The sequence below is a fragment of the Sphingobacterium lactis genome, assembly GCF_051951495.1.
Taxonomy (GTDB): Bacteria; Bacteroidota; Bacteroidia; order Sphingobacteriales; family Sphingobacteriaceae; genus Sphingobacterium; species Sphingobacterium lactis_A.
The window spans coordinates 1,075,258-1,096,007 of the sequence record NZ_JBNHAS010000001.1 but is presented as its reverse complement, the minus strand read 5'-3'; the positions used below and the strand labels follow the sequence as shown (position 1 = coordinate 1,096,007).

Genomic DNA, 20,750 nt, shown 5'->3' with positions numbered 1-20,750 from the left:
TGTTTAATTTCCTAATTCTGACATAAATTTAATGCGCATCAGCTGAATATCTTCAAAGGAATAATCTTCTTCGCCTAATTCATCTAAAGCAACATCGATACCATCGCATTCAGCAGATTTAAAGTAATCATATACTTCATCCTGACGATCTTGATCAATCATTTCATCTACAAAATAACCAATATTAAGCTTCGTACCGGAATTGACAATAGACTCCACTTCTTTCAATAAATCCTCGTAAGATATTCCTTTGGAAGATGCAATATCTTCTAAGCTGATTTTACGGTCGATATTCTGAATGATGGAAACCTTTAAAGCTGATTTATTAGCTGTGCTTTTAATCACTAAATCTTGTGGACGGTCAATATCATTCTCTTCCACATAATTCTTAATCATTTCTAAGAAAGGTCCACCGAATTTCATGGCCTTCCCAGAACCAACACCTTGAATTTTCTTTAATTCCTCTTGAGTAATCGGATAGTGAGTACACATTTCATCAAGAGAAGGGTCTTGGAAAATAACAAATGGAGGTAATGAGCGTTGTTTCGCTAATTTCTTACGAAGTTCCTTAAGCATCTTTAACAGCTCCGTATCCAATGCTCCAGAAGAACCTGAAGGCTCATCTCCTGAATCTGATTTGGAAGCCTCCATCGGTCTGTTTAATAGAAACTTTATGGCATAAGGATTGGCAATGTATTTCTTGCCACCTTCCGTAAGTTGTAATAAGCCGTAATGATCAATATCCTTTTTAACGAAATCCGCTAATTCCGCTTGACGAATCAAGGAATTCCAATAATTGACACCTAGATCCTTTCCAGAACCAAATAAAGGATGGCTATCGTGTTTGTAAGAAGATATAGGCTGGTTGTTTTGACCAATCATCACATTGATAATGTGCTGATCATCAAACTTATCACCTTGTTCCTTAATGAAGTTCAATACCTTTAGAATATTTTCTTCGGCATCGAAATAAGTTTTCTTTGCACGGCAGTTATCACACATGTTATTACAGCCTGTTTCGTCAAACTTCTCACCGAAATAATGTAAAATTTGTTTTCTTCTACAAACTGCCGACTCTGAATAATCGATAACTTCCTTTAATATTTGGGTGCCGATTTCTTTCTCAGATACCGGTTTATCCTTCATAAACTTGGTTAGCTTTTCTACGTCTTTTTCTGAGTAGAAAGCCAAACAGTAGCCTTCACCCCCATCACGGCCTGCTCTACCAGTTTCCTGATAATAGCCTTCCATAGATTTAGGGATATCATGGTGGATAACATAACGAACATCAGGTTTGTCAATTCCCATACCGAAAGCAATCGTAGCAACAATGACTTCAATCTCTTCCATTAAGAATTTATCCTGTGTTTCTGCACGTGTTTTAGCATCTAGGCCAGCATGATACGGTAAAGCCTTAATGCCATTGATGTTCAAGACTTCAGCGATTTCCTCTACCTTCTTACGGCTTAAGCAGTAAACAATACCAGCTTTACCTGAATTGCTCTTGATAAAGCGAACAATCTCTTTTATCACATCCTGTTTGGTCCTAACCTCGTAATATAAGTTAGTCCTGTTGAAAGATGATTTGAATAAAGCAGCATTGTTCATCTGTAAATTCTTACGGATATCCGATTGTACCTTTGGCGTAGCAGTTGCAGTTAATGCAATAATTGGGATCTCAGGTCCCACCTCATTGATTACTTGGCGGATTTTACGGTATTCTGGGCGGAAATCATGTCCCCATTCCGAAATACAGTGCGCCTCATCTACAGCGACAAAGGATACGGTAATACTTTTTAAGAAATTGACATTCTCCTCTTTAGCAAGTGATTCAGGTGCTACATAAAGTAATTTTGTTTTACCTTCTGTAACATCTTGTTTCACACGTTGGATCTCTCCTTTGGTTAAGGACGAGTTTAAGAAATGAGCAATGCTATCCCTACCCCCAAAAGCACGTAGTTGATCCACTTGATTTTTCATAAGAGCAATCAAAGGAGAAATGACAATGGCAGTACCATCGCTCATTAATGCTGGAAGTTGGTAACAAATGGACTTTCCTCCACCTGTTGGCATGATAACAAAGGTGTCTTTCTTGTTTAAGACGTTGGTGATGATTGCTTCTTGATCACCCTTAAACGTATCGAATCCGAAAAAGTCTTGTAGATTATCGAAAAGTGATTTTTCTATTTCCATTGACAGGGCAAATAAATAGATGTGTTAAGCGTAATAATAAAACGTTTCAAATAATGTATTTTTGTAACGTTCGTTCATTTTTTAATATATAAAACTACGGAAATATTACGTGAAAAACAACATCGATATAAAAATGCTTGCAAAGGAAACCTTTGAATTGGAGGCTTCGAATGTCTTGGCATTATCAGAAAAAATTGATGATGACTTCGTTAAGGTGGTTGAGTCTATCTTAACTTTAAAAGGTCGGGTTATCATTACAGGAATTGGAAAAAGTGCAATCATTGCTCAAAAGATTGTTGCAACACTTAATTCAACAGGTACTCCCTCTATTTTCATGCATGCAGCAGATGCGATTCATGGCGATTTAGGAATTATTCAAGAGCATGATTTAATCATTGCTATCTCCAAAAGTGGAAATACTCCGGAGATTAAAGTGTTGATCCCATTCTTAAAACAAACAGGAAATACCTTGGTGGCCATTGTTGGTAACAATAGCTCCTACTTAGCAGATCAAGCTGATTACATCTTAGATACTACGATAACGCGGGAAGCATGTCCAAATAACTTGGCGCCTACGACAAGTACAACTGTTCAATTGGCAATGGGAGACGCATTAGCCGTTTGTTTACAAACGAAAAGACAGTTTTCTGATCAAGATTTTGCTAAATATCATCCTGGAGGTGCATTAGGAAAACAACTTTACCTAAAAGTTGGTGATTTATCGGATCAACGTGGATTGCCTCAGGTTCAAGCAGATTCGAATGTTCGGAATGTACTCATTTCTATCACTAAATTCCGCCTAGGTGCTACAGTTGTGGAACAAGATGGAAATATTCTAGGAATAATTACCGATGGTGATATTCGTAGGATGTTGGAGAAACATGAGGATGTATCTGAATTGAAGGCGATTGACATTATGTCTAAAAATCCAAAGACGATTGAAAAGACAGAGTTAGCAGTCAATGCTTTACATGAAATGCGTCAGAATAGCATATCCCAATTGGTTGTTGTAGATGAGGGCGTTTATGCTGGAATAATACATATACAGGATATTCTGAAAGAGGGAATTATTTAATTGTATATTGTAAAAATGTTGTTGATTTAAACCAATAAGTTTTATTTATATCAAATAGTTTATAAAATTGGTCTTAGATTTGATTGAATCAACAAAATACTAAAAAACAGAAACAATGAGAAAAATAGCGAGTTTGGGTGCAGTGCTGATTGCGTTTATCAGTTTAACAGCGATGACCTTGTTGACACCGGAATTTAAATTTGATAAAGAGACGCATGACTTTGGGAAAATTCCATTGAATAAGGATGCTTCTTTCGAGTTCACCTTTACTAATTCTGGCTCTGACGCCATCATTATTCACGATGTAACACCTACTTGTGGTTGTTCCGTTGCGGAATTCACAAAAGTTCCAGTGAAAAAAGGCGAGTCAGGATCTATCAAAGTAACTTATAATGCGGCAGCATCTGGTCCATTTACCAAAACATTCGTCGTAAAATCGAATACTAAAACTCCAGTGAAAACATTGACCATCAAAGGTATTGTTGAATAAGGAGTTGTAAATAGCAATAATTAGGAAAATAAAAGCCATTCTGCATAAGAATGGCTTTTATTGTTAGCTTGCTTGTCAGAATATTTGTATTTTTGATAAAACTAAATAGTAATATTTTAATAATGCCAAGAATTTCTCAGAAAGGCATCAATATGCCTGCATCACCTATTAGAAAACTAACTCCATTTGCTGATCAGGCAAAACGTGAAGGAAAGAAAATCTACCATTTAAACATCGGACAACCAGATATCGAGACTCCTGAAGGAATGTTAAATGCCCTGAAGAATATCGACTTTAAAGTGTGGGCTTATACCCCATCAGAAGGTACTTTGTCCTATCGTACTAAGTTGGCTGAGTATTATAATAAAATCAATTATAATATTACCACCAATGATATTCTAGTTACCAATGGTGGTTCTGAAGCTATTACGATAGCTATGCAAGCTTGTTTAAATCCAGGTGAAGAAGTCATCATTCCAGAACCTTTCTACGCAAATTACAATGGATTTGCTTGTTCTGCGGATATCGTGGTTAAACCTATCATGTCTTATATTGACAATGGATTCGCTTTACCTAGTATCGCTGAATTTGAAAAGGTAATTACCGATAAAACGAAAGCAATTGCTATTTGTAACCCGAATAACCCAACGGGTTATTTATATTCTCGTGAAGAACTAGAAGCCTTACGTGAATTGTGTTTGAAATATGATCTTTATTTGTTCTCAGATGAGGCTTATCGTGAGTTCTGTTATGATGGTAAAGAATTCATTTCCCCTATCCAATTAGAAGGATTAGAGCAAAACGTGGTTATCTTCGATACAGTATCAAAGCGATATTCTGCTTGTGGTGCTCGTATTGGATGTATCATTACCAAGAACAAAGAATTGTATCAAACAGCATTAAAGTTTGCTCAAGCGCGTTTAAGTCCTTCTTTGGAAGGTCAGATCGCAGGTGAAGCTGCAGTTGATACACCAGATAGTTATTTTGAGGCTGTATCTAAAGAATATACCGCTAGACGTGATACTTTGGTGAGTGGCTTAAATAACATACCGGGAGTATTCTGTCCTAATCCGGGAGGTGCATTCTATGTGGTTGCAAAACTGCCAATTGATAATGCCGATAAATTCTGTCAGTGGATATTGGAATCATTTGAATACAATAACGAAACGGTCATGATGGCTCCTGCTACAGGATTTTATTCTACTCCAGGTGCCGGAACTAATGAAGTTCGTCTGGCATATGTCTTAAATCAAGACGATTTGAAAAAAGCATTAGTATGCTTAGAAAAAGCATTGGAAGTCTATCCAGGGAGAACAAATTAGTACTTTAATCTTATCAAGATTGCTATAGAATAAAGGTCATATCCACGGATATGACCTTTATTTTTGCGTTTTATTAACTTGATTTATAATGATTTATTAAATTCTTGCAACAATTTAAGACTTTCAGCGTTATATATGTAGAAACTAATGAGAAAGAATTTATGGATAAGTTAAAGAAATTCGATTTAATGGAGAAGATATCCAGGGAATTAGAAGACATTAGAAACAGTCAGCAGGCTGTTTTGGAAAAGATTGCGAAAGTTGAAATCGATAATATTGAATTAGGCGATAAAACTATCGAGTCTAAGATCCCTGAAATCTATCAACGTACGGCTGATAACTCAGAAGCGATATTAGAGATCTTGAATTCATTTCAAGAGAAAACCGATGATTTCGGAAGTAAAAATAATATTGACAAGCTGAGAGAACAGCAAGAAATTGATAATATGAAATAATAGAAAAGCCCTCCTAGGAGGGCTTTTCTTATGTTTCGGTTGTTTAGTTTAAATTTTATTTAGCCTTTGTTTCACTAAATCCAATACAAAAGCTAATTGCTCTTCTTGATTCAGATCACTGTTGTCCAACACTATGGCATCTTCTGCTTGACGTAATGGACTTTCCTCACGAGTACTATCAATATGATCTCGATGTGATAAATTCTCCTTCACTTCTTCCATTGTCACTAATTCCCCTTTCGCTGTTAACTCCGCATATCTTCTTTCTGCACGAATCTGTGGACTTGCAGTCATAAAGATCTTCAATGCTGCCTCAGGGAAAACAGTTGTTCCAATATCTCGGCCATCCATCACAATATCACGCTTCTTACCCAATTGTTGTTGCTGATGCACCATCGCTTTACGAACTGATTTAATGGCACTTACTTCGCTTACGTAATCTGATACTTCCATAGTTCTGATGGCATCAGAAACATCTTCACCATTCAATAGAATTTGGGTTTTATCAGGATTTGGTATAAAGTCAATATGGATTTCTTCTAAGGCTTTTTGAATAGCATCTTCATCTTCCAATGCAATGTTATGACGTTGTACATATAGCGTAACTGCCCGATACATAGCACCAGAATCAACAAATACAAAGTTAAGCTGCTTAGCAAGTGCTTTAGCAACTGTACTTTTCCCACAAGAAGAAAAGCCATCTATCGCAATGACAAAATTCTTTTTGCTCATTTTAGTTGGTACCTCCTATCATAACTCCTGGTTTGTTAACCAAAGGAATCTTTATAAGGTTTTCATCAACAATGCTTTCCGGTAAGAAAATATATTTTTTATCGTAAATCGTACCGTCAATATAATAGCTCAACCAATATTCATTAGTTAATCCAAATACCTGTATATCTATTGCTTCAATTTTAGAAGTAGAATGTGCTTCCATATCCCCAATGAAATGTCTCAAAGTAGTGGTTTTGACTTGCTTGCCATCCTTTTCTCCATAGCCTTTGGAGGAAACCAAGACATTTTGAATACTCACTGGCTTTTCATTAATCAAATAGACATTCCATACTTTTGCAGTTGGTGTTTCATTTTCCAATACAATGGCAATAGAGATATCCTCTACAATATTTAAAGGGAGATCCTTTTTCATAAAGTACTATTTCTTTTTGGCTCTAGTTGTTTTAGTAGCCTTTGCTTTTTTAGCTCCAGCACCTTTACTGTCCTCTTCAGCCCATTTTATAACATCAGCATAAGAAATGGTAGTAACATCAGTTCCTTTTGGTATTTTCAGATTTTGTTTACCAAATCTAACAAATGGTCCCCAACGTCCATTCTCAATTCGAGCTTCCGCATTTTCTTCAAATACACGGATTACTTTATCCTTATCTTTTTGACGTTTTTCTTCTATGATTTCAATAGCTTGACCTTCTTCCACATCTAAAGGATCCAATCCCTTTGGTAAAGAATAAAAACTACTGTTATGACGGATATATGGTCCAAATCGACCAATTGCAACTGTCATTTCTTTTCCTTCAAATTCCCCTACTTTCTTAGGTAATTTGAATAATTCCAATGCCTCTTCTAAGGTAATGGTCTCGATCATTTGACCTTTACGTAAGGAAGCAAATTGTGGTTTTTCCTCATCATCAGCCGTACCAATTTGTACTAATGGACCAAATCGTCCCACACGTACTGAAATTGGTTTTCCACTTACAGGATCAACCCCTAATTCTCTTTCGTGTGTAGCACGATCAGCATTCTCAATGGTATTCTGTACTTCTGAATGGAAGGGGCCATAGAAATTAGACAACATATCTGTCCATTCCTTGAAACCTTGAGCAATCTCATCAAATTCCTTCTCTACTTTAGCTGTAAAGTGATAATCTACAATACCTTTAAAGTGTTGAACTAAGAAGTCATTTACTAATACACCGATATCTGTAGGGAACATTTTACTACGTTCAGCACCAGTAATCTCTGTTTTAGTTAAATTACTGATCTCACCGTCTTGTAGAGTAATCGTCTGGTATTGTCTTTCTTTACCATCACGATCCTCTTTCACCACATAACCACGATTTTGAATGGTAGATATGGTAGGTGCATAGGTGGAAGGTCTTCCTATCCCCAATTCCTCTAATTTCTTAACTAGAGATGCCTCTGTAAAGCGAGCTGGAGGTCTTGAGAATCGCTCGGTAGCTTGCATGGTTTTTAGATCAAGTACTTGACCTTTAGCCAATGCTGGTAATAGGCTGTTATCTGCTGAATCATCTTCTAGGTCATCCGTATCATCATCAGATGATTCAAAATATACCTTTAGGAAACCGTCAAATTTCATCACCTCACCAGTAGCAACAAATTCTTCAGAACGTGTTGATACTTCAATATTTGCAACGGTTTTCTCAAATTCAGCTTCACTCATTTGAGAAGCAATCGCACGCTTCCAAATAAGCTCATATAATCTTCTTTCGGAGTTATCACCATCGATACTATGTTCTGTAAAATACGTCGGACGAATAGCCTCGTGCGCTTCTTGAGCACCAGCACTTTTCGTTCTGTACTGACGTTGTTTATGGTATTTAGTACCGTATGCTTTGGTAATTTCTTCTTGAGCAGCATTTAAAGCTGTATCGGATAAGTTCACCGAGTCGGTACGCATATAGGTAATGCGTCCAGCTTCATATAAACGCTGAGCAACCTGCATGGTTCTAGCAACAGAAAAACCTAATTTTCTACTTGCCTCTTGTTGCAAGGTGGAAGTTGTAAAAGGAGCTGAAGGCGTACGTTTAGATGGTTTAGTCTCTAATGAATTTACCGTAAAAGCCGCAGAAGCACAATCAGCTAAAAAGCTCTTGGCATCATCAAAAGAAGCAAAACGCTTCGGTAACTCTGCTTTAAATTGCTCTTTTCCTTTGCCCGTTTTAAAGATAGCTACAACTTTGAAACTAGCTTCAGCAGAGAACTTATTGATTTCACGCTCGCGCTCTACGATTAAACGTACAGCTACCGATTGTACTCGACCTGCTGATAAAGAAGGTTTAACCTTACGCCACAATACTGGGGATAATTCAAAACCTACTAAACGATCCAATACACGACGTGCTTGTTGCGCATTAACTAAATTAAAATCTATTTTACGAGGAGATTCTATCGCTTTTAGAATGGCTGGCTTTGTAATTTCATGAAAGACAATTCTTTTGGTATTATCATCTTTCAAGCCTAAAGTTTCATATAAATGCCAAGAAATGGCTTCTCCTTCGCGGTCCTCATCGGACGCTAACCAAACAGTCTCTGCAGATTTAGCCAGTTTTTTTAGCTCAGATACGATTGCCTTCTTATCTGAAGGAACCTCATATTTCTGTTTGAAATTATTATCCGTATCGATGGCATCATCGGTCTTAACAAGATCCCGAATATGACCATAACTTGATTTTACTAAAAAATCTTTCCCTAAATACCCCTCAATTGTTTTTGCTTTCGCTGGAGACTCAACTATCAATAGATTTTTCGCCATTTACTTTTAGATTTCTTGCAAAGAAAACGATTTCAAAATGGAATGCAAATTAATTTTTACCCCTACTTCTAAAAAAGTGAGCAAAATCATATAGCATTAGAACAGGATATCCAACAAATAAAATACGGCAAATACCACTGAAGCAATACCATTAGCCGTCATAAATGCTCGATCTACACGACTTAAATCTGTTGGACTCACAATTCGATGTTGATAGATCAACATTATACCATAAATTGCTACTCCTATATAATAAAAGATGCCTGTTGGCATAAACCAAATCGGCAACAATACAAATATAAAGGAGAATATATGCAGCACTTCGGAAATCCTTAATGCTGTTTTTCCTCCAAAATTCGCCGGAATGGAATTTAATCCATGCTCCTTATCAAATTCTTCATCCTGAAGTGCATAAATAATATCAAAACCACTCACCCAAGTCAATACGGCTAAGCCATAAAATATAGGTACAATGTGAAAATGACCTGTTACAGCTAAATAAGCACCTACAGGTGCCAACCCTAAGCCTATGCCCAATACAATGTGACATAATGGAGAAATCCTTTTCATATAGGAATAGAACAGGATCACAAATAAAGCCACCGGAGACAGCATCAAACACATTGGATTGATAAAATAACAAGCAAGCATAAATACCAAGCAATTGATAATGGTAAATGTCAAGGCTTGTTTTGGAGCAATACGGCCAGCTGGGATATCCCGAACAGCAGTTCGTGGATTAAGGGCGTCAATATCGCGATCAAGGTATCTATTAAAGGCCATGGCAGCATTTCTTGCTGTGACCATACATAGAAGCATCAAAAGGAATAACTTCCATTCAAAGCCATAATTCGTTGTATGAATAGCCAAGAAAAATCCGATAATAGCAAATGGTAAAGCAAAGATGCTGTGTGCAAATAGCACGAGCGACATGTACTTTTTCATAGATTATTCTACCGGAGATTGAAAGTTCTGATTGATTTCATCAATACTTGCCAAAATCTTATCACAGCCTAGTCGTGTTTCCGCAGAGGTTAAAAAGTTCGGCGGAATCTCTTCGAACCATTTCTTCAATGCACGACGGAACTTCGCTACATTTTGGTCAGACTTTACACCAGACTGTTTATCAGCCTTTGTGAAAATCAACATAAATGGGATTCCCTCCTGCCCTAACCAACAACAGAATTCCAAATCTATCTTTTGTGGCTCATGACGGCTATCAATTAACACAAAGACACATTGCAGGTTTTCGCGTTGTCTAAGGTATTGACGAATGAATTTCTCCCATTCAGCACGACTCTTCTTGGATACCTGTGCAAAACCATAGCCTGGTAAATCCACCAGATACCAAGTGTTATTAATGATGAAATGATTAATTAATTGTGTTTTTCCTGGTTTCTGAGAAGTTTTAGCTAAATACTTTCTCCCAGTCATGGCATTAATTAAAGAAGACTTACCTACATTGGAACGGCCAATAAATGCATATTCAGGCTTATCTGCTGCAGGTAATTTGTTGACTTCTGTATTGCTACTGACAAAATCAGCTTGTTTGATGATCATAGCACAAAGGTAGTATTATTCACATTAACTTCATTTCTGAACGGGAATTTGAAAAAAATATTTACTTTCATGCTTATTAAAACCCTATTATGCTAGATATACGACATATTGTAAAGCAATACGCAGATCATAAAGCCCTTGATGATGTGTCCTTTTTAGTGCCTAAAGGCAAGATTTTTGGTCTCTTAGGTCCTAATGGAGCCGGTAAAACATCGCTAATCAGAATCATCAATCAAATAACCGCGCCAGATGCCGGAGAAATTTATTTTGATGGTGAACCGCTATCTCCAAAACATATTGAACGTATTGGATACCTCCCAGAGGAACGTGGTTTATATAAAAAGATGCTCATTGGGGATCAAATGATCTATTTAGCGCAATTAAAAGGTCTATCCAAGTCAGAAGCAAAAACACGTATCAAATATTGGTTCGAAAAATTGAATATTGAATCTTGGTGGGACAAAAAGGTCGAAGACTTAAGTAAAGGCATGCAACAAAAGGTTCAATTTGTTGTCACTGTTTTACATGAACCTGATTTGATTATTCTCGATGAGCCTTTCTCTGGCTTTGACCCGGTAAATGCCCAATTAATCCAAGATGAAATCCTAGAGCTTAATAAAAAAGGTGCTACCATTATTTACTCTACCCATAGAATGGAATCGGTGGAGATGCTCTGTGACAACATTGCATTGATAAATAAATCAAAATTGATTTTAGAAGGTTCAGTAAGAGACATAAAAAATCAATACAAGAACCAAACGTATAAGATAGCTTACCAACTCAAGCCAGATCAACTTAACCTGGTACATCAATCTGATATTTGGGAACTTCTTGAACAAAAAGACGGAGAAGAAAATAGTATGACGATAAGACTGCGTGAAGGAAAATCCTTAAATGATGTTTTATATCAGTTACTTCCACAGATCGATATACATCAGATATTCGAAATTATTCCTTCCATGAATGAGATCTTTATTAAACAAGTTACTTCAATCCGTTAATTATCCTAAATAGTTTAAAATGAATAAGATCATACTCATCATACAAAGAGAATATTTAAGTCGAGTAAAAAAGAAATCCTTTTTATTGACCACCTTTCTCGTTCCATTATTCTTTATTGGTATTTACGTTGGAGCATTTTACTTGACCAAAAAGAGTTTTGAAGACAACAATGCCTTGGTATATGTTTTGGATGATACCAACGAAGTTGGTAAACTCCTAAAAAACAACAAAAACATAAGCTTTACGCATTCCACAGAGGAATTGGACCAGGCATTGAAAACGATTAAAGATGCCGAGGACAATACCAGTTTATTGTTGATCCCAAAGGATTTCTATGAATCAAAGAAAATAGAATTCCTATCTAGCGGAAAGCCAAATATCAATACGCAATCGGAGATTGAAACCCAATTAGAAGCAGTAATGCTGAATTATCAATATGAAAAACTAAATATTGATCCCGATAAGATTAGAAATATTGATAGTAAAGTTCGTATTGCTGCCAAAGAGATAACCGATTCTGGAGAAGCCAAAGATAGCGACACCCGTATTTCTATGGGGATAGCAATGGCTTTATCTGTCTTAATTTACCTATCCTTGTTTCTTTACGGTGCTCAAGTTATGCGTGGTATCATTGAAGAGAAATCTAGTCGTATTGTAGAGGTTATCATTTCTTCGGTGAAGCCTTTTCAATTGATGATGGGTAAAATAATCGGTATTGGATTGGTTGGTATTACCCAATTTCTACTTTGGATTATTTTAAGCTTCGGATTAATAAGCATTGCGACATCGACTTTGATCAATAAAGAAGAGTTTGCTAATCAGGTTGCTGAACAAAATTCGGTACAGACTTCAGAGAACCAATCGGATATGTCTATGATGGCGAGCTTAGGAACTGCCATGGATTCTGTGAATTTCCCGGAATTATTGACTTGTTTCTTTTTGTTCTTTTTAGGAGGCTATATGCTTTATAGCGCCTTGTTTGCAGCTGTTGGCTCAGCTGTCGATAACGAAACGGAAGCCAATCAGTTTACCATGCCTATTACTGCCCCGCTGTTATTGGCTTACGTGCTTTCTTTTGGGGTCCTAGTGAATGATCCGCATGGTTCAATAGCCACATGGTTGAGTTTTATCCCACTTACCTCTCCTATTGCCATGCTTGTGCGTGTGCCTTTTGGTGTTCCAGTATGGCAAATTGCTCTATCCTTTGGCCTTTTGGTTGCAGGATTTGTTTTTACCACTTGGGTAGCTGCAAGAATTTATCGTGTTGGAATTCTAATGTATGGTAAAAAAGCAAGTTTAAGAGAATTGATCAAGTGGTTCGGCTATAAAGATTAATATCAAAAGCTAAACGATATATAACCCTGACAGCGATTTATTCATTGCTGTCAGGGTTTTTTCTTTAGATGGTATTAATTGTATAAATCGCCTTACAAATCCCATTACTGCAATCTTTTTTCTACCTTTACCGCTTCAAATCATTGCAAATCATCTTAATTAAGACTAACTGCTCTCATGGCAAAACTCATAAATTTGACAGTTTTTAAGAAGTTTCTGTCCTCGAATACTTCTGGAGGTATCCTTCTTATCATCTGTGTATTAATATCTATTATCATTGCGAATACGCCTTTGGCTAATGCTTTCAGTAATTTATTGGCTACTCCGCTTGGATTTGAAAATGAAACCATTCAATTGAAATATTCCTTCAAGCAATGGGTAGATGATGGCTTAATGGCCATTTTCTTTTTATTGGTAGGTCTAGAAATCAAACGTGAACTGGTAGAAGGAGAACTTTCCTCCCCTAAAAAAGCTGCTTTGCCTATTATAGCAGCTATTGGTGGAGCAATAGTACCTGCATTAATTTATACCTTTTTAAATAAGGGCTTGCCAACAGAACACGGTTGGGGAATTCCTATGGCCACTGATATAGCCTTCGCTTTGGCTATTATGACGTTATTGGGAAATAAAGTTCCAGTTAGTCTAAAGATATTTTTGGCAGCTCTAGCAATTGTGGATGATTTATTGGCAATCCTGGTCATTGCTATATTCTATTCGACGGATCTTCATTACAACTACTTAATGTATGCAGCTGCTATATTAGCCCTGCTAGTAGCCTTTAATTATTTTGGTGTTAAGAATCTATTTGCTTACTTGATTCCAGGGGTGTTTATCTGGTATTTCATTCATCACTCGGGCATACACGCTACTATTGCCGGGGTTTTAGTGGCGATGACATTGCCAACAACGGTAGATGATAAAGAATCACCATTAGAGAAATTAGAGCATCTATTGGCTAATCCGGTAAACTTTCTGATTATCCCACTATTTGCATTAGTGAACACCAATATTACCATTCATCACGAAATGGTTTTAGGCTTGTCAACCCCATTAGGCTTAGGTATTATACTGGGGCTTTTTTTTGGAAAAACATTCGGGATATTTATCACCTCCTGGATATGTGTTAAACTTCGCATTGCGAACCTTCCTGAGAAAGCCAGTTGGAATCAAATGGTTGGCGTAGGGATGTTAGGCGGTATTGGATTTACCATGTCCATTTTTATCTCCATGCTATCCTTTAAAGACCCTCTATTTATTGAAGAGGCTAAGTTTGCCATATTAATCGGATCCCTATCTTCTGGATTCATAGGATATCTTTGGCTCTCTACGATCAGTAAAAAATATCAACTACAGTCTGAAATGGAAGACGAATCAGAAAATTAGTTGCCATCTAACTTATTTATACAAGAAAAGCATCAAAATTCCCTTTGATGCTTTTTTATTTCTGAAATACGAGTGCGCGCGAATAAGGGTCTGGGAATGAATTGGATGATGTGCGGTAATTTTCTTTAGAATTAGTTTCATTGCAAAATCCCATTTTTAGTATAAAAACGCTAAAATCATTCTAAACTATCGTTTGGGTAAAATAACAGCTACAAAATTTCGGGAGTTTTTCAGATAAAATGGCCTTAAAAAGATAAAGCTTGAGACAATCGGGCGATCGCTCAAGCTTTAAAAAATAACCTCTTATGAGGTAATCAACCTAAACCTATGACAAAGGTAGATAATTTATATCGATAATACCAAATGTTTTTATGTAATTAACTAGTGTAGTCTTGTCTAAAAATTTTAACTTTCTGGAAATGAGGAAATTAAAAATAAAAAAAAGGTTTTCAAACGGGGAGAATGAAAACCTTTAATAACCAATTATAAACCTAAATTATGATGACACAAAGATAGTGTACAATTTACACTTTTCCAAATATATTTTACTTTTTTTCTAAAAATGCCCTTTTTAACCCTAAAAAGATGGTTAAACAGTGTTACAATTATTTTTAGGTATTATTTTTACTTTTACTTAGCTATTTTAAACTCGTGGCATGATTTAGGCGCAAAAAGATATTGTTAACTTTGTATAAATAATAGCACGTATGTTTACAGGAATTATAGAGACTTTAGGAACAGTAAGAAAAATAGAAGCTGAACAATCCAATTTGCATTTTTTCATCGAATCACCAATTAGTCATGAACTAAAGATTGATCAAAGTATCTCCCACAACGGGGTATGTTTAACTGTTGTTGGGATTGAAGGGCAAATACATCAGGTTACTGCCATTAAAGAAACATTAGATAAGAGTTCCTTAGATCTATTGAAGGTTGATGATGTTGTCAATCTTGAACGTTGCACTCAAGTGGGTGGTCGATTAGACGGACATATTGTTCAAGGACATGTAGATCAGACAGCTATCTGTGTTGCTGTAGAACCTCAGGATGGAAGTACGGTCTTTACTTTTGAGTACGATCCTAGCCTACAAAATATTACAGTTGAAAAAGGATCTATTACTGTCAATGGCATTAGCCTTACTGTTGTCAACTCGGGTGAAAGTCAGTTTTCTGTAGCTATTATCCCTTACACGCTTGAACATACCAACTTGAAATCAGTTGAAGTTGGGTCAACAGTAAATTTAGAATTTGATATTGTAGGAAAATACGTAAGTAAATTAATGGCACTTAGAAAATAAGTGCCATTAATCATTTATAAAGCGAATCCCATAACCTCCTTCTTGCGCTTTGTTTTAAAACGCTCAGGTACGATTTGAAGGATTTCATTTTTCAATAAGTTTATTGCTTGCTTTTTAACGTAGTTTTGTGGAGTCACTAAGCTAATCTCACGTACAGGTTCTGGAGCTTTGAAGTAGCGAACATGTGCGATCTGATCTTCATCATAAGTGCTAATACTTAACTCTGGTAAAATGGTTAATCCTCCATTTAAATCAACCATACGCTTCAATGTCTCGACACTACCCGTGTTATAATCAAAGGTTCCTTCTTTGGCCTGGTTGTGTTTGTAGTTACAGATATTTAATACCTGTCCACGCATACAATGCCCTTCGTTTAATAACCAAAGCTTCTCATCAGCGATTTCCTCAGAACTCAACATCTTCTTATGAAATAATGAGCTGTTCTCAGAAACATAAGCTACAAATGTCTCGTAGAATAATGGGATTTCTTGAATCGAAGAATCATGTAATGGTGTGGAAAGAATACCACAATCCAATGTTCCTAATTTCAATTCCTGAATAATCTGTTCCGTGGTGTATTCCCAGATTTGAAGTTTTAGCTTATCGTGTTTCTTTAAAAAGGTAGAAATCACATTGGGCAACAAATATGGTGCTACAGTAGGGATTACTCCAATTCTAAGATCGCCAGTTAACTCCCCTTTCTCCGCTTGCAGCAATTCATTTATTTTCTTGCTCTCGGTCAATACTGTTCTTGCTTGATCGATTACCTTCTCGCCTATTTCTGTCGGTACAACCGGTTGACGACTACGATCAAATATTTTTACACCTAATGACTCTTCCAATTTCTGGATCTGCATACTTAATGTAGGCTGCGTTACATAACATTTTTCTGCAGCGGCTACAAAGCTTCGGTAAGTATCAACGGCTATAATATATTCTAATTGTACAAGTGTCATTATATCAATTTTAACTATACAAAAATACGAGGACATACTCGCTAACGCTACATTTACTTTTTAAAATTCAATAATTCTACATGAATATTACAATGCTATCAGCGTAAAAAGCCTGACGGTCAGTGCGTATACTTAAATTTAGTTATATGGATTTTAATAAATAAAAGGGCTGAACCATTCAATGGCTCAGCCCTCTCATCTTACTATACTATCAATCGCTAGTGTTCTTTTCGGTGTCTAATTTCCAACTCAAGAATGATATCTCGTTTTTTCCCTTCTAAGAAGGATAAATTTCCGGAAACAAAAACACCTTTTTCACCTGTTTTGGTGTTTCGTATGCCATAAACTGAAGACTCATCATCCGGATTACTCATACCTTCGTATCGGTATAAATAGTCTATGGTATAATCAGACGCGTCACTTACTAGATGATCGAATTTAATATTATAGTCTTCGGTATAACCTAGGGCTTTCAGATTTTCTAAGGCAATGTCAGCTGATTCATATTTATTTTTAGTTTCCATATCGTTACGCTTTTCTATTAAAACAAGTAACTTTGGCTATTGTTTTATAAAGCAAATTTTTACAGACTAAATATCATCTTACTATATGGCTATCACTCCTCCAGAACCGAAATTTACTGCCTCAGAAGCATTCGAAAGATTACTAGAAGTATTGTACACCCTTCGTGTAGAATGTCCTTGGGATAAGAAACAGACGATGGAGTCCCTTCGTCACCTAACTATTGAGGAGATGTATGAATTGGCGGATGCCATTCTGGAAGAAGACCATCAAGAAATTAAAAAAGAACTGGGTGATATTCTAATGCATTTGGTTTTCTATGCCCGAATAGCTGAAGAAAAACAATTGTTTAATATCATTGATGTCCTGAATGCTATCTGTGATAAATTGATTTCTAGACACCCTCATATTTATTCGGATGTTGAGGTGAAGGATGATGAGGAAGTAAAGCAGAATTGGGAAAGTATTAAACTAAAAGAAGGTAATAAATCGGTATTGGCAGGTGTTCCCAAAAGTCTTCCTGCACTCGTAAAGGCTTTCCGAATTCAAGATAAGGTGCGTGGTGTAGGCTTCGATTGGGATGATAAAACACAGGTATGGGCAAAGGTCGAAGAGGAAATGTCCGAGTTCAAAGCTGAATATAATATTGAATCTGGCGAAATCGATCAAGAAAAAGCCGAAGCAGAATTTGGTGATCTGCTGTTTTCGCTAATTAATTATGCGCGTCATATCGGTATCAATCCGGAAAATGCACTAGAGAAAACCAATAAGAAATTCATCCATCGTTTCACCTATTTGGAACATAAAGCAAAAGAAGCAGGACAAAATTTGCAAGATATGAGCTTAGCAGAAATGGATGTATATTGGAATGAAGCAAAGAAGATTAAATAAATGAAATCTTCAAGAGATTTTCTTAATTTAGAATTGCTAATCCTTATTTATGAAGATCCTGCTTAAATTTTTCAAATGGTTAGGAATCATTATTGGTTCTTTACTGCTCTTACTTGTTATTTCCTTATATGCTTTTGGAGTAGACTACATCCTCAAAGGGGTTTATGTGATTTACATGAAAGGCCATACTACCGCCTATTTAGATGATTATCATTATTTTGATAACCATGTGGTAAAACATGGAGAAGGACAAGCTTGGGCAAAAGCACAGGACTATAACTCGGTTCCAATCACCGATTCCTTGAGCAGAATTCATAAACGTCTAGGTTCAGTTGCTTATGTTATCATTCACAAGGACAGCGTTTGGTTTGAAGAATATTATGGTGGTTATTCCGATTCTTCCAAGTCCAATTCTTTCTCTATGGCAAAGAGTATGGTAGCAGCCCTATTAGGGAAAGCAATAGAAACTGGTCAAGTAAAAGGAATTGATCAAAAAGTAAAAGAATTAGTCCCTGAAATTACTGGTCCTTATGCTGATTCATTGCGATTGGTAGATCTTGTATCCATGAGCTCTGGCATGAAATGGGAAGAGAAATACTATGATCCTTTTTCCATAACAACACGTCTGTATTTTGATAAAAATATTGTAGGAGCTTTAGAGGCTATGCCTATTGATCAATTGCCCGGACAGACATTCAAATACCAAAGTGGTGATACGCAATTGCTGGGTATAGCTTTGCAACGTGCGACTAAAAAATCACTTTCTGAATTATTGTCCGAATATTTTTGGAAGCCTATGGGCGCAGAACACGATGCTTTATGGCAGGTGGATAGCGAAAAAAACGGAATAGAAAAAGCTTACTGTTGTATGGCCAGTAATGCTAAGGACTTTGCCCGATTTGGTAAATTATACCTTCAGCATGGGAAATGGAATGGTCAATCCATATTAGATTCTGCCTACATACAGCATTCCATCACGAATCGATTTGCCGATTCTCCAGAATATGGCTACGGTTGGTGGATGGGTAGATACCAGGATAAACCATACTTCTACATGGATGGTCACTTAGGTCAATTTGTTATTGTGGTTCCTCAAGACGATTTAATTGTGGTTCGATTAGGCCATAGTATGGATGGAATTAATAAAACAGATCCGAAATCAGCATTTTACAACTTCATTCATCAAGCTTATTTGATGCTTGGAGATCGTATTAAGGATTCATCTAAGAATCCTTAATACGGACAATATAGGAAAACATCCTTCGCTAATTTTGATTAACTTTGCGGCTATGCAAGATATCGCCGTAATTTTCGATATGGATGGAGTTATTGCTCATACCAATCCTTATCATGCTAAAGCCTTTGAAGTTTTCTTTGACCGTCACCAGATTGCGTATTCGGATGCAGATTATATCCAACATATAAACGGTAAACATAACAGCCATATTTTTTCTCATTTCTTCAAAAGGAAGATCCATGGAGATGAATTGTTGACATTAGAGAATGAAAAGGAAGGCTTATTTCGTGAGATCTATCAACCGGAAGTGAAGCCTCTTCCCTATTTACCGGAATTTCTAGCGGATCTTCATGAAAATGGATTGCAATTAGGGGTTGCCACCTCTGCTCCTTTAGCCAATATGGACTTGATTTTGGATACTTTAGATATCCGTAAATATTTTAAATCTACCCTTGGAAGCGAAAATGTCAGCTTGCATAAACCACACCCTGAAGTTTACTTGAAATCTGCCAATAATCTGGCTGTAGATCCTTCAAGATGCTTTGTGTTTGAGGATTCTTTCTCCGGAGTAACAGCAGGCTTAAATGCTCAAATGCATGTTGTTGGAGTTCTAAGTACAAATACCAAAGACGAATTACCTCCTTGTATTCGCTATGTAGAAGATTACAAGAATATAAAAGCCCAAGATTTATTGGATTTTATGGCTCAACATGTGGTCTGATGCTATAGCATTATTACCCAGTCCTCAAGCATGGCTGCTGTACTTTTTCTGCGCCATGCTGATTGGTATATCTAAAACTGGAGTTCAAAATGTGGGGACTTTTGCGGTTCCTATTTTTGCATTTTTATTTGGCGCAAAATATTCCACAGGTATTGTGTTAATACTTCTATGCTTTGCTGACCTCATTGCCGTAATCTATTATCGCAAAAAGTTTATTTGGAAAGAAGTTAGGTCAATGTTACCCTTTGCATTTTTTGGATTAATAATTGGTCTTTTCGTAGGTGAATTTATAGATGATAAGGCATTTAAATTCTTAATGGGTTTCTGTATTCTTATCTCTGTATTACTAATGCTCTGGGGAATCAATAAATCTAAAAAGGAAAATGGTATCCAGGATTTTACCAAGCATTGGTGGTATGCACCTTTCTTTGGTCTATTAGTTGGGTTTTCTACCATGATAGGTAATGCCGCTGGACCAGCTCTAACCATTTATTTACTGACTAAAAAATTAGATAAAATAAGTTTAGTGGCTACTGGCGCATGGTTTATCATGATTCTTAATTTCTCCAAAATACCCCTTCAATTATTTGTCTGGAAAAATTTGACTTTGGAAGGATTGGCATTAAATATCATGGCGATCCCATTTATTCTGTTAGGTGGATTTTTAGGGATAAAACTCGTTAAAGTTCTTCCCGAAAAGGAATTTAAAATCATAATTCTATCCTTGGTTATAATATCAGCTTGTATGCTGATGATAGGTTAAATATCTCGCTTTTAGATTTTCAATTGATTTTATTCTCTT

At 36.4% G+C, this 20,750-nt stretch carries 20 protein-coding genes; 12 read left to right on the top strand and 8 right to left on the bottom strand.

The genetic code is table 11. The annotated features are described in order from the left end of the window. Positions 1–3 precede the first annotated feature (3 nt). The gene (gene recQ, locus ACP6L2_RS04660; RefSeq protein WP_440508134.1) at positions 4–2,193 is read right to left on the bottom strand and encodes a DNA helicase RecQ; all 2,190 of its coding nucleotides are present in this window, start codon (positions 2,191–2,193) and stop codon (positions 4–6) included. A gap of 109 nt (positions 2,194–2,302) precedes the next feature. Here recQ and ACP6L2_RS04655 point away from each other — a divergent pair, with 109 nt between their 5' ends. From ACP6L2_RS04655 to ACP6L2_RS04640, 4 genes are all read left to right on the top strand, one after another. Next, positions 2,303–3,268: a KpsF/GutQ family sugar-phosphate isomerase gene (locus ACP6L2_RS04655; RefSeq protein ID WP_440508133.1), complete on the top strand. Its 966-nt coding sequence runs from the start codon at positions 2,303–2,305 to the stop codon at positions 3,266–3,268. A gap of 115 nt (positions 3,269–3,383) precedes the next feature. Continuing rightward, the gene (locus ACP6L2_RS04650; protein ID WP_344674737.1) at positions 3,384–3,758 is read left to right on the top strand and encodes a DUF1573 domain-containing protein; all 375 of its coding nucleotides are present in this window, start codon (positions 3,384–3,386) and stop codon (positions 3,756–3,758) included. A 122-nt stretch (positions 3,759–3,880) separates the two neighbouring features. Continuing rightward, complete coding sequence (locus tag ACP6L2_RS04645) at positions 3,881–5,080, top strand: pyridoxal phosphate-dependent aminotransferase (RefSeq protein ID WP_440508132.1); 1,200 nt, start codon at positions 3,881–3,883, stop codon at positions 5,078–5,080. A gap of 161 nt (positions 5,081–5,241) precedes the next feature. Beyond that, positions 5,242–5,535 carry a hypothetical protein gene (locus ACP6L2_RS04640; protein ID WP_344674739.1) on the top strand — a complete coding sequence of 98 codons (294 nt, stop codon included), beginning with the start codon at positions 5,242–5,244 and terminating at the stop codon, positions 5,533–5,535. Positions 5,536–5,583: 48 nt separating this feature from the next. Here ACP6L2_RS04640 and cmk read toward each other — a convergent pair whose 3' ends face one another. The 5 genes from cmk to yihA all read right to left on the bottom strand — a co-directional run bounded on the left by cmk (position 5,584) and on the right by yihA (position 10,603). Beyond that, a complete protein-coding gene (gene cmk / locus ACP6L2_RS04635; protein ID WP_440508131.1) occupies positions 5,584–6,267 on the bottom strand; it encodes a (d)CMP kinase in 684 nt (227 codons plus the stop codon). Between the two features lies 1 nt (position 6,268). Continuing rightward, the gene (locus tag ACP6L2_RS04630; RefSeq protein ID WP_440508130.1) at positions 6,269–6,682 is read right to left on the bottom strand and encodes a hypothetical protein; all 414 of its coding nucleotides are present in this window, start codon (positions 6,680–6,682) and stop codon (positions 6,269–6,271) included. A 6-nt stretch (positions 6,683–6,688) separates the two neighbouring features. Continuing rightward, positions 6,689–9,043, bottom strand: a complete 2,355-nt coding sequence (gene topA, locus ACP6L2_RS04625; RefSeq protein WP_440508129.1) for a type I DNA topoisomerase — start codon at positions 9,041–9,043, stop codon at positions 6,689–6,691. A gap of 96 nt (positions 9,044–9,139) precedes the next feature. Beyond that, positions 9,140–9,988 carry a UbiA-like polyprenyltransferase gene (locus ACP6L2_RS04620; protein WP_440508128.1) on the bottom strand — a complete coding sequence of 283 codons (849 nt, stop codon included), beginning with the start codon at positions 9,986–9,988 and terminating at the stop codon, positions 9,140–9,142. Between the two features lie 3 nt (positions 9,989–9,991). Continuing rightward, the gene (gene yihA / locus ACP6L2_RS04615; protein ID WP_440508127.1) at positions 9,992–10,603 is read right to left on the bottom strand and encodes a ribosome biogenesis GTP-binding protein YihA/YsxC; all 612 of its coding nucleotides are present in this window, start codon (positions 10,601–10,603) and stop codon (positions 9,992–9,994) included. An 89-nt stretch (positions 10,604–10,692) separates the two neighbouring features. Between yihA and ACP6L2_RS04610 the strand changes: the two genes are divergently transcribed. From ACP6L2_RS04610 to ACP6L2_RS04595, 4 genes are all read left to right on the top strand, one after another. Continuing rightward, complete coding sequence (locus ACP6L2_RS04610; protein ID WP_440508126.1) at positions 10,693–11,604, top strand: ABC transporter ATP-binding protein; 912 nt, start codon at positions 10,693–10,695, stop codon at positions 11,602–11,604. A gap of 19 nt (positions 11,605–11,623) precedes the next feature. Further along, entirely contained in the window at positions 11,624–12,940 is a 1,317-nt protein-coding gene (locus ACP6L2_RS04605) for an ABC transporter permease (RefSeq protein ID WP_440508125.1), read from the top strand. A 177-nt stretch (positions 12,941–13,117) separates the two neighbouring features. Continuing rightward, complete coding sequence (gene nhaA / locus ACP6L2_RS04600) at positions 13,118–14,323, top strand: Na+/H+ antiporter NhaA (protein ID WP_440508124.1); 1,206 nt, start codon at positions 13,118–13,120, stop codon at positions 14,321–14,323. Positions 14,324–15,030: 707 nt separating this feature from the next. Continuing rightward, positions 15,031–15,621, top strand: a complete 591-nt coding sequence (locus tag ACP6L2_RS04595) for a riboflavin synthase (protein ID WP_440508123.1) — start codon at positions 15,031–15,033, stop codon at positions 15,619–15,621. Between the two features lie 14 nt (positions 15,622–15,635). On the opposite strand, the gene ACP6L2_RS04590 is transcribed toward ACP6L2_RS04595, so the two are convergent. Both ACP6L2_RS04590 and ACP6L2_RS04585 read right to left on the bottom strand, forming a co-directional pair. Continuing rightward, positions 15,636–16,577: a hydrogen peroxide-inducible genes activator gene (locus tag ACP6L2_RS04590; protein ID WP_344674750.1), complete on the bottom strand. Its 942-nt coding sequence runs from the start codon at positions 16,575–16,577 to the stop codon at positions 15,636–15,638. A gap of 218 nt (positions 16,578–16,795) precedes the next feature. Continuing rightward, complete coding sequence (locus tag ACP6L2_RS04585; RefSeq protein WP_344674751.1) at positions 16,796–17,101, bottom strand: hypothetical protein; 306 nt, start codon at positions 17,099–17,101, stop codon at positions 16,796–16,798. Positions 17,102–17,186: 85 nt separating this feature from the next. Between ACP6L2_RS04585 and mazG the strand changes: the two genes are divergently transcribed. The 4 genes from mazG to ACP6L2_RS04565 are packed head-to-tail and all read left to right on the top strand — an operon-like array spanning position 17,187 to position 20,711. Continuing rightward, positions 17,187–17,990: a nucleoside triphosphate pyrophosphohydrolase gene (mazG, locus tag ACP6L2_RS04580; protein ID WP_440508122.1), complete on the top strand. Its 804-nt coding sequence runs from the start codon at positions 17,187–17,189 to the stop codon at positions 17,988–17,990. Positions 17,991–18,039: 49 nt separating this feature from the next. Further along, positions 18,040–19,227 (top strand): serine hydrolase domain-containing protein, encoded by a 1,188-nt coding sequence (locus tag ACP6L2_RS04575; RefSeq protein ID WP_440508121.1) that lies wholly within the window; start codon positions 18,040–18,042, stop codon positions 19,225–19,227. Between the two features lie 52 nt (positions 19,228–19,279). After that, on the top strand, positions 19,280–19,948 hold the full coding sequence (locus ACP6L2_RS04570) for an HAD family hydrolase (RefSeq protein ID WP_440508120.1): 669 nt from the start codon (positions 19,280–19,282) through the stop codon (positions 19,946–19,948). Continuing rightward, positions 19,938–20,711: a sulfite exporter TauE/SafE family protein gene (locus tag ACP6L2_RS04565; protein ID WP_440508119.1), complete on the top strand. Its 774-nt coding sequence runs from the start codon at positions 19,938–19,940 to the stop codon at positions 20,709–20,711. Before ACP6L2_RS04570 ends, ACP6L2_RS04565 begins: the two co-directional genes overlap by 11 nt. The last annotated feature ends 39 nt before the right edge of the window (positions 20,712–20,750 follow it).

Coding starts and splice junctions, on each gene's coding strand:
- recQ (WP_440508134.1), bottom strand. CDS start 2,193: ATGGAAATAGAAAAATCACTTTTCGATAATCTACAAGACTTTTTCGGA.
- ACP6L2_RS04650 (WP_344674737.1), top strand. CDS start 3,384: ATGAGAAAAATAGCGAGTTTGGGTGCAGTGCTGATTGCGTTTATCAGT.
- ACP6L2_RS04645 (WP_440508132.1), top strand. CDS start 3,881: ATGCCAAGAATTTCTCAGAAAGGCATCAATATGCCTGCATCACCTATT.
- ACP6L2_RS04640 (WP_344674739.1), top strand. CDS start 5,242: ATGGATAAGTTAAAGAAATTCGATTTAATGGAGAAGATATCCAGGGAA.
- cmk (WP_440508131.1), bottom strand. CDS start 6,267: ATGAGCAAAAAGAATTTTGTCATTGCGATAGATGGCTTTTCTTCTTGT.
- ACP6L2_RS04630 (WP_440508130.1), bottom strand. CDS start 6,682: ATGAAAAAGGATCTCCCTTTAAATATTGTAGAGGATATCTCTATTGCC.
- topA (WP_440508129.1), bottom strand. CDS start 9,043: ATGGCGAAAAATCTATTGATAGTTGAGTCTCCAGCGAAAGCAAAAACA.
- ACP6L2_RS04620 (WP_440508128.1), bottom strand. CDS start 9,988: ATGAAAAAGTACATGTCGCTCGTGCTATTTGCACACAGCATCTTTGCT.
- yihA (WP_440508127.1), bottom strand. CDS start 10,603: ATGATCATCAAACAAGCTGATTTTGTCAGTAGCAATACAGAAGTCAAC.
- ACP6L2_RS04610 (WP_440508126.1), top strand. CDS start 10,693: ATGCTAGATATACGACATATTGTAAAGCAATACGCAGATCATAAAGCC.
- ACP6L2_RS04605 (WP_440508125.1), top strand. CDS start 11,624: ATGAATAAGATCATACTCATCATACAAAGAGAATATTTAAGTCGAGTA.
- nhaA (WP_440508124.1), top strand. CDS start 13,118: ATGGCAAAACTCATAAATTTGACAGTTTTTAAGAAGTTTCTGTCCTCG.
- ACP6L2_RS04595 (WP_440508123.1), top strand. CDS start 15,031: ATGTTTACAGGAATTATAGAGACTTTAGGAACAGTAAGAAAAATAGAA.
- ACP6L2_RS04590 (WP_344674750.1), bottom strand. CDS start 16,577: ATGACACTTGTACAATTAGAATATATTATAGCCGTTGATACTTACCGA.
- ACP6L2_RS04585 (WP_344674751.1), bottom strand. CDS start 17,101: ATGGAAACTAAAAATAAATATGAATCAGCTGACATTGCCTTAGAAAAT.
- mazG (WP_440508122.1), top strand. CDS start 17,187: ATGGCTATCACTCCTCCAGAACCGAAATTTACTGCCTCAGAAGCATTC.
- ACP6L2_RS04575 (WP_440508121.1), top strand. CDS start 18,040: ATGAAGATCCTGCTTAAATTTTTCAAATGGTTAGGAATCATTATTGGT.
- ACP6L2_RS04570 (WP_440508120.1), top strand. CDS start 19,280: ATGCAAGATATCGCCGTAATTTTCGATATGGATGGAGTTATTGCTCAT.
- ACP6L2_RS04565 (WP_440508119.1), top strand. CDS start 19,938: ATGTGGTCTGATGCTATAGCATTATTACCCAGTCCTCAAGCATGGCTG.